The sequence below is a fragment of the Thioalkalivibrio sp. ALMg3 genome (genome assembly GCF_000381225.1).
In the GTDB taxonomy this organism is placed as follows: domain Bacteria; phylum Pseudomonadota; class Gammaproteobacteria; order Ectothiorhodospirales; family Ectothiorhodospiraceae; genus Thioalkalivibrio; species Thioalkalivibrio versutus.
The window spans coordinates 1-12,229 of the sequence record NZ_KB906237.1 but is presented as its reverse complement, the minus strand read 5'-3'; the positions used below and the strand labels follow the sequence as shown (position 1 = coordinate 12,229).

12 protein-coding genes are annotated in these 12,229 nt (G+C 64.2%); 11 read left to right on the top strand and 1 reads right to left on the bottom strand.

The annotated features are described in order from the left end of the window. The first annotated feature begins 182 nt into the window (after nucleotides 1–182). The 5 genes from F622_RS0113300 (at nucleotide 183) to F622_RS0113280 (ending at nucleotide 5,258) form a co-directional block, all read left to right on the top strand. Complete coding sequence (locus F622_RS0113300; protein WP_026331584.1) at nucleotides 183–626, top strand: transposase; 444 nt, start codon at nucleotides 183–185, stop codon at nucleotides 624–626. A 292-nt stretch (nucleotides 627–918) separates the two neighbouring features. Further along, nucleotides 919–2,820 (top strand): nucleoside-diphosphate sugar epimerase/dehydratase, encoded by a 1,902-nt coding sequence (locus F622_RS0113295; protein WP_026331583.1) that lies wholly within the window; start codon nucleotides 919–921, stop codon nucleotides 2,818–2,820. 229 nt (nucleotides 2,821–3,049) lie between these two features. Then, nucleotides 3,050–4,216: a nucleotide sugar dehydrogenase gene (locus tag F622_RS0113290; protein ID WP_019572119.1), complete on the top strand. Its 1,167-nt coding sequence runs from the start codon at nucleotides 3,050–3,052 to the stop codon at nucleotides 4,214–4,216. A 398-nt stretch (nucleotides 4,217–4,614) separates the two neighbouring features. Further along, nucleotides 4,615–4,860 (top strand): DUF6364 family protein, encoded by a 246-nt coding sequence (locus F622_RS0113285; RefSeq protein WP_018952315.1) that lies wholly within the window; start codon nucleotides 4,615–4,617, stop codon nucleotides 4,858–4,860. Beyond that, complete coding sequence (locus F622_RS0113280; protein ID WP_018952316.1) at nucleotides 4,857–5,258, top strand: PIN domain-containing protein; 402 nt, start codon at nucleotides 4,857–4,859, stop codon at nucleotides 5,256–5,258. Before F622_RS0113285 ends, F622_RS0113280 begins: the two co-directional genes overlap by 4 nt. A gap of 526 nt (nucleotides 5,259–5,784) precedes the next feature. On the opposite strand, the gene F622_RS0113275 is transcribed toward F622_RS0113280, so the two are convergent. Next, entirely contained in the window at nucleotides 5,785–7,197 is a 1,413-nt protein-coding gene (locus tag F622_RS0113275; protein WP_255346798.1) for a Wzz/FepE/Etk N-terminal domain-containing protein, read from the bottom strand. Between the two features lie 491 nt (nucleotides 7,198–7,688). Here F622_RS0113275 and F622_RS0113270 point away from each other — a divergent pair, with 491 nt between their 5' ends. The 6 genes from F622_RS0113270 to F622_RS0113245 all read left to right on the top strand — a co-directional run bounded on the left by F622_RS0113270 (nucleotide 7,689) and on the right by F622_RS0113245 (nucleotide 11,621). Continuing rightward, nucleotides 7,689–8,561: a Wzz/FepE/Etk N-terminal domain-containing protein gene (locus F622_RS0113270; protein WP_019572118.1), complete on the top strand. Its 873-nt coding sequence runs from the start codon at nucleotides 7,689–7,691 to the stop codon at nucleotides 8,559–8,561. A 161-nt stretch (nucleotides 8,562–8,722) separates the two neighbouring features. After that, on the top strand, nucleotides 8,723–9,073 hold the full coding sequence (locus F622_RS0113265; protein WP_018952319.1) for a MarR family EPS-associated transcriptional regulator: 351 nt from the start codon (nucleotides 8,723–8,725) through the stop codon (nucleotides 9,071–9,073). 571 nt (nucleotides 9,074–9,644) lie between these two features. Continuing rightward, a complete protein-coding gene (locus F622_RS0113260; protein ID WP_018952320.1) occupies nucleotides 9,645–9,959 on the top strand; it encodes a nucleotidyltransferase family protein in 315 nt (104 codons plus the stop codon). Continuing rightward, nucleotides 9,949–10,296 carry a DUF86 domain-containing protein gene (locus F622_RS0113255; RefSeq protein ID WP_019572117.1) on the top strand — a complete coding sequence of 116 codons (348 nt, stop codon included), beginning with the start codon at nucleotides 9,949–9,951 and terminating at the stop codon, nucleotides 10,294–10,296. The genes F622_RS0113260 and F622_RS0113255 overlap by 11 nt, the downstream gene beginning before the upstream one ends. A 677-nt stretch (nucleotides 10,297–10,973) precedes the next feature. Continuing rightward, a complete protein-coding gene (locus tag F622_RS0113250; protein ID WP_026287991.1) occupies nucleotides 10,974–11,210 on the top strand; it encodes an antitoxin in 237 nt (78 codons plus the stop codon). A 3-nt stretch (nucleotides 11,211–11,213) separates the two neighbouring features. After that, on the top strand, nucleotides 11,214–11,621 hold the full coding sequence (locus F622_RS0113245; RefSeq protein ID WP_019572116.1) for a type II toxin-antitoxin system VapC family toxin: 408 nt from the start codon (nucleotides 11,214–11,216) through the stop codon (nucleotides 11,619–11,621). Nucleotides 11,622–12,229: the final 608 nt, after the last annotated feature.

The following is a 12,229-nucleotide window of genomic DNA, read 5'->3' as shown; positions in this document are numbered from 1 at the left end:
TTCTCCTACCGTCTGTGCCACAGGCCAGATGCCGGCCTCGTCCCTCCACCCCGACAGACCCTTTCTAGGCCTGCCGGGGTTAAACATACAAGCCGCCTTGGCGGCGAAGCCCCTGCCAGCCTCAACGTAGCCACCAGCGCCTGATATCCTCGAACACGAAACGGAATACCGAAGGAGATCCCATGCCACGGAAGGCACAAGGGCATCGCCTGCGAAGCGGCCGGTTCAGCGAGCCGGGGCGCATCTACCTCGTCACAACGGTGTGCGCGCGCCGGCGGCGATGGTTCGCAGATTTTTCCCGGGCTCGTTGCTGTGTACAGTCGTTGCGAGAGGTTGAAGATCTCGTCACGACTTTATGTTTCGTGGTCATGCCGGACCACCTGCACTGGCTGTTGCAACTGGACCACGGCGAACTCCCGGTGGCGGTACAAAAGGTCAAGGCAAACACCACTCGCCGCATTGGACGCCTCGAGGGCACGCGATGCCACATCTGGCAGAAGGGCTTCCACGACCGCGCATTACGCCGGGAAGAGGTCGCCCGCTATGTGGTCGCCAACCCGCTAAGAGCGGGACTGGTTCACAACCTGGGTGATCATCCGCTGTGGGATGCCATCTGGCTGGATTGAGTGGGTGAATCAGCCCTGGCAGGGGCTTCGCCGCCAAGGCGGCTGCTACGGGCCACCCCTGTGCACGAACACCGCCCCTGTAGGAGCCTGCTGGCAGGCGAACGCCCTTGCCAGCATGGAATGATGACAACCCCTTCAGCGATGAGTGCATTTTCATCACGGCTTGCTTATGCTGCGCACGCCGCGATGGAGAGCGGCGGCGAGCGGGTGCGTACACTTGCTGTAGTGTAATCCGGGTAGTTTTTGTGGACGGGGGAGTCGGGCGAGACATGCCGGAACGGTGTTGCAGATCATGCTGAGAAAGGGCCTGGAAAGCTTGTTCAAGCTGCCGCGCTCGAAGAAGCGCTGGCTCATGGTGATGGCGGATACCGTCATGCTGCCGCTGGCGTTGTGGTCCGGCTTTGCGATCCGCCTGGCCGAGCCGTTCCCGCCGATCATGCTGGAGACCTGGTGGCTGTTCCCGCTGGTGGTGCTGATTGGTATCCCGCTGTTCGTGAGGCTGGGGCTTTATCGGGCCGTTGTGCGATTCATGGGGGCGCGCACCATCTGGGCTGTGGGTTCCGGGGTGGTGATCCTGGCACTGGTGCTGTGGGCTTCTGCAACCCTGGCGCAAGTCGAAGGCTTCCCGCGGTCGGCGCCGATCAATTTCGCGATCGTGGCCTTCATCTATGTCGGCGGCAGCCGGTTCCTGGTGCGCACGTGGTATCGCTCCATCATCGAGGCGGCCGCGGGTGCGGAGCCGGTGGTGGTGTTCGGGGCGGGTGAGGCCGGCGTGCAGCTCCTGTCGGGGCTCAAGGCCGGGGGCCGCTTTCGAGTGGTCGCCTTCGTGGACGAGGATCGCAGCCTGCAGGGGAGTTCGATCGACGGGATTCCCGTCCACAGCCCGGAGCGCCTGGAGCGCCTTGTGTCGCGTTTCCGGGTCAGGCGGATGCTCCTGGCCATTCCGTCCGCGACGCGCCAGGAACGCCGGCGCATCCTGGAACAGCTGGAACCGCTCCCGGTGTACGTGCAGACGGTTCCGTCGATGGAGTCGGTGGTCTCCGGGCATGCGAGCCTGGAACAGCTGGAAGACGTGGACATCGCCGATCTGCTCGGGCGCGACCCGGTGCCCCCGGACCCCGAGCTGCTGACCTGTAGCGTGCACGGGCGGGTGGTGATGGTGACCGGCGCGGGCGGTTCCATTGGCTCCGAGCTGTGCCGGCGCATCATTCGTCTGGAGCCGGCGGCGCTGATCCTGTTCGAGCGCAACGAGTTCGCGCTCTACAGCATCGAGCGCGAGCTGCAGGAGTACTCAGCGCAACTGGAGCAGTGCCCGGCCATCCACGCGGTGCTGGGCTCGGTGGCCAATGCGCGGCGTGTGGCCTCCGTGCTGGCGGAATACGGCGTACAAACGCTGTACCACGCCGCGGCCTACAAGCATGTTCCGATCGTCGAGGCCAACCTGATCGAGGGCGTGCGCAACAATGTCTTCGGTACCGCCGTGCTCGCGGAGGCAGCGCTCAATGCCGGCGTGGACCGCTTCATCCTGATCTCCACCGACAAGGCCGTGCGCCCCACCAACGTCATGGGCGCCACCAAGCGCCTGGCCGAGATGGTCCTGCAGGATCGCGCCCGAGAGCAGCGCGGGACCATCTTCAGCATGGTGCGCTTCGGCAACGTGCTGGGCTCGTCCGGCTCCGTGGTGCCGCTGTTCCACCAGCAGATCCGCGATGGCGGCCCGGTGACGGTGACCCATCCGGAGATCACGCGCTACTTCATGTCCATCCCCGAGGCGGCGGAGCTGGTCATCCAGGCCGGCGCCATGGCCGAGGGCGGCGAGGTCTACGTGCTCGACATGGGCGAGCCGGTGCGCATCGTGGATCTGGCGCGGCGCATGATCCACCTGCATGGGCGCCAGGTGAAGGAAGACGGCGTGCCCGAAGATGGTGTGGAGGTCGTGTTCACCGGCCTGCGTCCGGGCGAGAAGCTCTACGAGGAGCTGTTGATCGGCGACAACGTCCAGGCCACAGGCCATCCGCGGATCATGCGCGCACGCGAGGACTGCGTATCGGCGCAGGACCTGCACGCAGCCCTCAATCAGCTGGACCAGGCCGACCGCGACATGGACACCGAGCGGGCCTGCCGCACCATCCGCGCTGTAGTACACGAGTACGCCCCGGCCAATCACCCACCGCAGGAACGCGTGGCTGGGTAAGGCGGGCGTTAACCTTTCGTGCCCCCGATCGCATTATTGTTCATGGCGCCCCAGTATCCTCGGGCGCTGGGCAAACGTGCCAACGCCCCTGTAGGAGCCTGCTCGCAGGCGAAGCCCCTGCCCGCGCCGGACTTCGGCAGGGGCTTCGCCGCCAAGGCGGCTCCTACGGGGCTCGGACGCAAGGCCGACGAACTTGGCTACACTAATTGCAACAGGAAGGAAACCAGGAATGAAAATCGCAGTCGCCGGAACCGGCTACGTCGGGCTCTCCAACGCCGTCCTGCTCGCGCAGCACCATGAGGTCGTCGCGCTCGACGTGGTGCCGGAGAAGGTCGAGCAGATCAACCGCAAGCACTCCCCGATCATCGATGTCGAGATCCAGGACTTCCTGGAAAACCATGCGCTGAACCTCAAGGCCACGCTGGACAAGCAGGAGGCCTACGCGGACGCGGACTTCGTGATCATCGCCACCCCCACGGACTACGACCCGCAGACCAACTACTTCAACACCTCGACGGTGGAGTCGGTCATCCGCGATGTGCTGGCGATCAATCCGCATGCGGTGATGGTCATCAAGTCCACCGTGCCGGTCGGCTACACGCGCGAAATCAAGGCGCAGCTGGAGACCGACAACATCCTGTTCTCGCCGGAGTTCCTGCGCGAGGGCCGGGCGCTGTACGACAACCTGCACCCCTCGCGGATCATCGTCGGCGAGCAGTCCGACCGCGCCGAGACCTTCGCCGGTCTGCTGGCCGAGGGGGCGATGGATGACGACATCCCCATCCTGTTCACCAACTCCACCGAGGCCGAGGCGATCAAGCTGTTCGCCAATACCTACCTGGCCATGCGCGTCGCCTATTTCAACGAGCTGGACAGCTACGCCGAGATCCACGGTCTGGACACGCGCCAGATCATCGACGGCGTCTGCCTGGATCCGCGCATCGGTAGCCACTACAACAACCCGTCGTTTGGCTACGGGGGCTACTGTCTCCCGAAGGACACCAAGCAGCTGCTGGCCAACTACGACGAGATCCCGAACAACATCATCGGCGCCATCGTCGATGCCAACCGCACTCGCAAGGACTTCGTCGCCGACGCCGTCATCCGGCGCAACCCCAAGGTCGTCGGGATCTACCGGCTCGTGATGAAGAGCGGCTCCGACAACTTCCGCGCCTCCGCCATCCAGGGCGTGATGAAGCGCATCAAGGCCAAGGGCATCGAAGTGGTCGTCTACGAGCCGGAATTGCCCGACGACGAGTTCTACCGCTCCCGCGTCATCCGCGACCTGGACGAGTTCAAGCGCGTGTCCGACGTCATCGTCGCCAACCGCATCACCGACGACCTCCGCGACCAGACCGACAAGATCTACACCCGCGACCTCTTCAACAACGACTGACCCTTGCCCCTGTCCTGCCCACGCGCAGGAGGTGCATGTGGGAGCGAGCCCGCCCGCTCCCACAATTCAAGGACGAGCCTGACCGGCACTTAACCCGACCTCGTGATCCCCGCCGAAGGCCACCGGCCTCTCTCGTCATCCCGGCCGGACCGAAGCCACCATGCCCGTCATCCCGGCCGCAGCGAAGCGTAGAGCCGGGATCTCCAGCGGTGGGGGCACCCGAACGTGTGAGATCCCGGATAACCGCTGCGCGGTTTCCGGGATGACGGTGGGGTGTGTGGTTTCCGGGATGACGAGGGGGCGCATGATCGCGCGTGCTGCCGTGTGTTTTTGGTCCGGAGGTGATCGTGCCGTACAATGCTTCGATCTCTGCCATACAGTCCTGGGAGGCAGGTCGCATGGAACACGAAACGACCAAGGTCACCGTCCGCTTGCCCAAGCAGGACGTTGAGTTCGCGAAGTCCTATGCCAAAGCGCATGGGATCACCATGACCGAAGTGATCGACCGTCACCTGCGCCGTCTTCGGGCGCTCGAGCGCCATGCACCCAGTGCAGAGCTGGACGCGATTACCGGGCTTCTCCCTCCTGACCTGGACGCGGAACAGGCGTACCGCGACCATCTGCTGGAAAAGCACCGCTCGTGATCATGCTCGACCTCAATGTCCTGCTGGACGTGCTGCAAAAGCGGGAGCCGCACTACCGAGTATCGGCAGCGGTACTGGAGCAGGTGATTCACGGTGAAGGGCCAGGAGCGCTGAGTGCTCATGCGGCCACCACCATCTATTATCTGGTGGGGCGGTATGTCGGCCGCGACGCCGCCGAACGGGCACTGGGGTGGCTTCTCAAGAATCTTCACGTGTGTTCGGTGGGGCGCGACGAGCTCGAACGGGCGCGTTCTCTCGGTTGGGCGGATTTCGAAGACGCGGTGTTGGCAGCTGCCGCTGAACGTGCCGCCTGCTCCTGCATCGTCACGCGCAACGTCAAAGATTTCGCAGCCTCGCCCGTGCCTGCTCTCACGCCACAAGAGTTCCTCCTGCGCTAAACATCGTCCCGGCTGTACGCTACCCCGGACCGTCATCCCGGCCGTAGCTCACCCACCACTCCCGTCATCCCGGCCGTAGCTCAGCCACCACTCCCGTCATCCCGGCCGCTGCGAAGCGTAGAGCCGGGATCTCCAGCGGCGGGGGCGCCCGAACGTGGGAGATCCCGGATAACCGCTGCGCGGTTTCCGGGATGACGAGGGGTGGTGCGGTTTCCGGGATGACGAGGGGTGGTGCGGCTTACGGGATGACGAGGGGGTGGTGCGGTTTCCGGGATGACGGTGGGATGGGTGCGGTTTCCGGGGTGGCGGTGGTTGGGACAGTTTTGCGGGATGGCGGAACTCGGGGGCGTGTGGTGCTTGGAGTGACGAGTCCGGGCAACGGTCGCGGGGTCGGCCAGGGGCTGGACGCACGCGCAACCCGGACCACCCTGTGGGAGCGGGCCTGCCCGCGAATGCCCCGCCAAAGCCGGACGAGGCCGAGTTCGGCGGCGGCTGGATGGGGGCTCAACGAGGTGTTTGGCGCCCTTTAATGCGCCTCCGTCGCCCGCGCGCCCGCCAGGAACTCGCGGAAGAACGCCCCGAACACCCCCAGCATCAGGCCGAGAATGATGGAAAGTACCGTGATCAGGCTCTTGCCCGGGCCTTCCGGAGTGCGCGACATCAACGCAACCGGCCCGCGGGCCTCGATGTCGCGAACATTCTCCAGTTGGCGGTTCAGCGTGGCCAGTTGCAGTTCGTGGCGCTGCTGCTCGCGTTCGATATCGGTCTGAAGGTCTGCTTTTTCGTCTTCCAGTCGTGCGAGTGTCTGCTCAAAACGGCGTTCGGCACGGCTGCGTTCCGCCTGCAGGTCTTCCAACTCGGCGTTGATGCGTGCGACCGCCTGTTCGTGGGAGCGGGCGGCCCTTTCGCGTTCGGACTCCAGTGTCTCCAGACGGAACTCGGCCTGTGTGCGGGCCTGGCGGATTTGATGGATCTGCGTGGGCACGTCAATTACCCGGTCTCGCTCGGTTTCCCGGCGCATGTTCAGCAGCGAGGTCATCGGTTCTGCGGCCAGGGCCATGGCCCAGGGCTCATCCGGCGTCATCTCGCCGTTTTGCAGGCGCACCTCCAGTTCTTGCACAGCACGGATCTGTTCTTCGAGGAGGGAGTCCTGTTCTTCCAGCAAGGCCATGCGCAGCTCGTGCCCGTTGTGTTCCAGCTCTTTGCTGCGGATGGAGGCTTGCAGGTGCATCTGTTGCTCCTCGAAACTCAGCTCGCGGGCGGCCAGATCCTGCTGCTTCGCGCGCAGGGCGGTGTCCAGCTGTTGCCGGCGTTCCTCGTATGCCAGTTCGTGACGTGCGACCTCCATCCGCTTGCCGCGCAGGCCTGAGCGCAGCTGTTCCATGCGCTCCTGCTGTTCCAGGCGCTGACGCTGGATGCGGTCCTCAAGCCCGTCTCGTGCACGCTCGACTTGGTCGGAAAACTCGGCCTGGACCTTGGCCACTACCCTGCTGTGCAACTCATTCACCCGGTCGGCCTGTGCCTCGGCCGCGGACGACGTCAGGCGCACGATGTCGGAGGTTTCCAGGGCACGTGCTCGAGCCCTGGGTGCCGTGGTGTCCGGATCGCCGTTCTCCAGCGCGTTGCGCGCGGCGGGAATCAAGACCTCGTTGAACAGTTCTTCCTGCCGCTCGCCGGAGACGATCGACCCGCCATCGGGACCCTGTGCCGTATGGACAATGGTCTGGAAGCCAAACACCGGCGCCTTCAGCATCGCGTAGGCCAGCCCCAGAAAGACCACGGCGGCTGCGGTGATGACCATGAACCATTTCCGGCGGACCAGCACGGACCATAGGTCGATCAGGCTGATTTCGTCGCTATGTGGCGCGGGGTTGGGGCCTGCGGTTGGCTTGTGCGTCCAGGATTGGTTCGGAGGCGGATTCGGGTTGTTGGAGGGCATTCAGTATCTCTGGCCAGGTGGTTCTCGGGGTAAGTGCGAACAAGGGGATGGCTCCGTATGTGCGTTTCCGCACAGAAGCTGGTGCAACGATTGTCGTAATCTTATGTTTTATTTTTTCTGGGGGTCGAGGAACATCCGAGCGGGACTCTATACGGAACCTGGGAAAATGTGAACAACAGCACGTAAATGTGGCGCCGCGATCCGGGTCGGCGTGTGATGGCCTCTGAGGAAAATCGGTGCGAGGAGCCCCGTCACGCAGTTCCACACGGGCCGCTCGGGCCGGGCGTGTCCCGTTCCCCAGGTTGTCGTCTCGGTGCTCAGAAGGGCAGTGCGTCATGGCTCCGCTGCGGCGGGCTTCTTTGTGGGCCAGTGCCCGCGCCTCGGGTTCGAGAGCTCGTCCTGTCTGGTTCGGTTCTGGATGGTTGAGAATCGATGGTGCTGCGAGCACGCGGGTGCCGGCAATTGGTTTTTGAATACAACGGAATAGACCCATGAACGATCCCGCTGGGAACCCGCAAGCGCGCCTCTACGACGCCCGCCCGTACGACGACGAAATCAGCCTGTACGAGCTGTGGGATGTGCTGGTGCGCCGTTTGCCGGTCTTGCTGGGTGTTGCGGTACTCACCGTCGTTCTGGGTGTCGTGTATGCCTTGATGCAGTCGGTGGAGTACGAATACCGCTCGGGTGTGGATCTACCGCGGGTCTATTCCGGTGGTCTCGCAAACGTCGTATCCCAGGATATGGCGATCGCTCGGCTCGAGGACGTGCTGATCCCGCAGGAACGCGATCAGCTCTTCGGCGACGAGGAGCGGGGGCCTCGCGTTCGCGTGAGTGCCCACGGCTCGGAGTACAGCCTGATCCTGGAGTCCACCAGTACGCGCGAGGCCGCCGAGCATGTGGCGGACCTCCACGAGGGGGTGATCGCGGCTATGGCCGAGTGGCTGAGGCCACGGTTTGAACAAAGCCTGGCCAGCCATCTGAGGCCCTTGAACAGCCGCATCGAGGTGCTGGATGATCAGATCGCGCTGCTGCAGGAGGACCTCAACGCGCTCTACGGGCGGCTGGGCGAGGGTGATGACATCGCCGGCTTGATCGTGGCCCAGCAAATTGGCGATATCCGCCGAGAGCTGTCCAGGCTGCGTTCGTCCCGCACGGATGCGGCATCCAGTGCCGAAACGGTTGTAGCAATGAGTCGCGACACCGAACAAACCTTCCTCGCCGGGGAGTCGGACGATCCGGCCGGCGCGGGCCGGTCGCTCATCGTCGCCCTGTCCGTTGTCCTTGGGGGCATGCTCGGATTGTTTGCGGCGTTCTTCTGGGAGTTCGTCAGCAACGCCCGAAGCCGCCGCCCCGAACAAGGCTAGCTACGGACCCTTGTAGCGTTCCCCGCCGAAGCTTCTGGAGGGGAGGACTTCTTCAAAGCATGGTCATGTTTGCGCGCGGGCCCGACCGGACCCGCGAATAATCCGGGTGCACCGTCCCGGCGGTAGCGTGCCCAAACGCTGCCCACCGAATCGATAACCTATTGATTGAAGAAGATCTTCATCTGGAAGTGCTCCGCCTGCTGGAACGCGAGCCGGACATGAGCCAGCGTCAGCTCGCGCGGGCGCTGGGCCTGTCAGTGGGCAAGACGCACTACGCACTCAGGGCCGTGCTCGATCGTGGCTGGGTCAAGGCGCAGAACTTCCGCCGCTCGGACAACCGCTCGGCCTACCTGTACAAGCTCACACCGAACGGCCTGCAGGAAAAGGCCCACCTGGCGTACGGCCTGCTCCAGCGCAAACGCGCCGAGCACGCAGCCCTGATGACCGAAATCGAACAACTCCGCGCCGAGGTGCAAGACGCCAAACCCGCGGATGAGCCACCCACCGTGTAGGAGCCGCCTTGGCGGCGAAGCCCCCACCAGAGCCGGCCGCAAGCCCTGGGCCACTCCACATACCAACGACCCGTCCGGCACACCTTCCCGGTCATCCCGGCGGCAGCGAAGCGAAGAGCGGGGATCTCCACCAGCGGGGGCAGCCCGGACGCACGAGATCCCGGATAACCGCTCCGCGGTTTCCGGGATGACGGCGGGGTGGCGCGGTTTCCGGGATGACGAAGGGGCAGGGCGGTATCCAGGATGGCGGGCCTTGGGGCTCCGCGGTTTCCGGGACGACGAAGAACACACCCCGTCACCCGGCGCAGTGCTACCCCACCCCGTCATCCCGGCCGTACGTCTTCCCACCCCGTCATCCCGGCCGTAGCGAAGCGAAGAGCCGGGATCTCCGCCGGTGGGGCCGCCCGGCCGTACGAGGTCCCGGATGATCCCTCAGCGGATCCCGGGATGAGGGCGGTTGGTGTGGGGCCCGGGGCGACCGGATAGGCCGATGTGTTTGACTCACGTGCGTGTGCAGCGCGTTGCCTGTCGAGGCATCATGTAGATCATGTTATGAGCAGGAGGTCGGTTCGTGCATCCACTGATTCACCAGAACCGAGAGGCGATTGAATCCATTTGCCGACGTTATGGTGTCCGGCGCTTGGAGGTGTTTGGGTCCGCTGCACGAGCTGTCGATTTTGATCCCGTCCGATCGGATGTCGATTTCCTGGTCGAGTTTGCGCCGGAAAGCGAAGCGGCCACGTCCCTCGAGCCGTTTCTGGCGTTTCGAAGCGCTCTGAGCCGCGTCCTGGGGCGCCCGGTCGATCTAATTACCCCCGAGACTTTGGCCAACCCCTATGTGCAGGCCGAGGTCGACAGGCATCGGGAATCGGTCCATGCGGCGTGATCCTCGAGCCTATCTGTGGGATGCCCGTGAAGCCGCCCGCCGCGTCGCGGACTTCATCGGCGATGCCAATGAGGATGCATATCTTCATAATGCGTTGATGCGCTCGGCTGTCGAGCGTCAGCTGGAGATCCTGGGTGAAGCGCTCGGCCAGTTGGATAAGCTCGATCCGGAGATTGCGAAGCAAGTGCCGCAGCTACGAGCAGCGGTCGATCTACGAAACCTTCTTATTCATGGCTATGCGAAGGTTGATGACCGTATTGTGTGGAACACAGCGTGCAACGATGTACCTGTCATGGCCAACGCGCTCGATCGTCTTTTGAATCGCCTGGATTCATGAATGCCCGAGGGCTGCGGGGAACCCGGGGCGGTTCGGCCAGAGAAAAAACCGTTTCCCGTTTTCTAAGCTCCACATAACCACGGATTCTGCCCTGCAGGGGCACGCACCGCGCTTGTGCGATCGGGCCTAACCAATGCCCCATCGCCGAGAAGCTCGGCTCCTACAATTCAACTGCCCACGGCCCTTGCGGCCCTGCGCCACACGGCCTCGGTCGGAGGGCGCCCCCTGGCTCATCATCCCGGCCGTAGCGCTACCCCACCTCGTCATCCCGGCCGCAGCGAAGCGAAGAGCCGGGATCTCCACCGGCGGGGGCCAGCCCGGGCGCACGAGATCCCGGATACCCGCTCCGCGGTTTCCGGGATGACGAAGGGGCAGGGCGGTTTCCAGGATGGCGGGCCCCGGGCTTCGCGGCTCCCGGGATGACGAAGAACACGCCCCGTCACCCGGCGCAGCGCTACCCCACCTCGTCATCCCGGCCGTAGCGAAGCGAAGAGCCGGGATCTCCACCAGCGGGGGGCGCCCGGACGCACGAGATCCCGGATAACCGCTCCGCGGTTTCCGGGATGACGGAAGGCCGCGCTGGTTGTATGAGCCGAACCCACTGAGCGATGAGGCCTGGAAACACGCCGCTGGCTGGGATATGCTTTAGGCATATGCAGCCATTTTGGGGCTAGATAATGAAGCGACGCACGGCGAGTTTGTTTCGGAATGGGCGCAGTCAGGCCGTACGGCTGCCGAAGGGATTTACGTTCGATACCGATGAGGTGGTCATCGAAAAGCGCGGGGACGCATTGATCCTGCGGGCCAAGCCGCGGTCCTGGGATGATTATTTCCTGGGTCCTGCCGAGACCCTGCCCGACGACTTTCCCGATTCGATCGAGGATCGAATGGCCCAGGATCGCGAGGCGTTGTGATCCATGCGCTATATGCTGGACACGAACATCTGTATCTACATCATGAAACGCCGGCCGCCCGAGGTGCACGAACGGTTACGCCACGTGCCGGTGGGGGAGGTCGGCCTATCCGCCGTCGTCCTGGCGGAATTGCGTTACGGCGTGTGCCGGTCGAATCAGAAAGAGCGTAGCGAGGCCGCATTGGAGCGTTTTCTGGCTTTCACGCAGGTGTGCGACTGGCCGGAAGAAGCAGCCGACCATTACGGAGACATCCGGGCTGAGCTGGAACACGCTGGCGCCCCCATTGGCGCAAACGACCTTCTGATAGCGGCACACGCGCGGGCAACAGAAACCGTGCTAGTGACGAACAATGGGCGCGAGTTTGAGCGTGTGCCCGGGCTGCAGGTGCAAAACTGGGTGTCTGCACATTGACCGCGCGCCGGTATCCCCGCGCCGACACGCGGCAGCGTTAGTCCGCGGCCGGAACGCTACACCCACCCCGTCATTCCGACCGTAACCGCACGCCCGCCTCCTCATCCCGGCCGTAACCCCACCCCGTCATCCCGGCCGTAGCGAAGCGAAGAGCCGGGATCTCCACCGCTGGGGGCCGCCCGGACGCACGAGATCCCGGATAACCGCTACGCGGTTTCCGGGATGACGGGGTGAGAGGCGCGGTTGCCAGGAAGAAACATACAAGCCCAGCCCCCTGGGTGTTGGGGCCCAACCAATGCCCCAATCGCCGAGAGGGCTCGGCTTGTATGTTTAACCCCGGCAGGCCTAGAAAGGGTCTGTCGGGGTGGAGGGACGAGGCCGGCATCTGGCCTGTGGCACAGACGGTAGGAGAATTCGTCCCACCCCTCACCTTAAACGCCGATAAGGAATCGATCGGCACGGGACCGACGATAGATGGCAAGCCAGCGTTCGGTGAGGCCCCGACAGACAACTCCAAGCTAGCTCGGGAGGTGTGATGATGGCAACGCATCGGATCGGGGTCGATGTCGGCAAGGCCGAGTTGTGGATCAGCATCGACGGTGAAACCG

Excerpts from the sequence above, each read along its gene's own strand:
- F622_RS0113300 (WP_026331584.1), top strand. The coding sequence starts at position 183 with ATGCCACGGAAGGCACAAGGGCATCGCCTGCGAAGCGGCCGGTTCAGC.
- F622_RS0113295 (WP_026331583.1), top strand. The coding sequence starts at position 919 with ATGCTGAGAAAGGGCCTGGAAAGCTTGTTCAAGCTGCCGCGCTCGAAG.
- F622_RS0113290 (WP_019572119.1), top strand. The coding sequence starts at position 3,050 with ATGAAAATCGCAGTCGCCGGAACCGGCTACGTCGGGCTCTCCAACGCC.
- F622_RS0113285 (WP_018952315.1), top strand. The coding sequence starts at position 4,615 with ATGGAACACGAAACGACCAAGGTCACCGTCCGCTTGCCCAAGCAGGAC.
- F622_RS0113275 (WP_255346798.1), bottom strand. The coding sequence starts at position 7,197 with ATGCCCTCCAACAACCCGAATCCGCCTCCGAACCAATCCTGGACGCAC.
- F622_RS0113270 (WP_019572118.1), top strand. The coding sequence starts at position 7,689 with ATGAACGATCCCGCTGGGAACCCGCAAGCGCGCCTCTACGACGCCCGC.
- F622_RS0113255 (WP_019572117.1), top strand. The coding sequence starts at position 9,949 with ATGCGGCGTGATCCTCGAGCCTATCTGTGGGATGCCCGTGAAGCCGCC.
- F622_RS0113250 (WP_026287991.1), top strand. The coding sequence starts at position 10,974 with ATGAAGCGACGCACGGCGAGTTTGTTTCGGAATGGGCGCAGTCAGGCC.
- F622_RS0113245 (WP_019572116.1), top strand. The coding sequence starts at position 11,214 with ATGCGCTATATGCTGGACACGAACATCTGTATCTACATCATGAAACGC.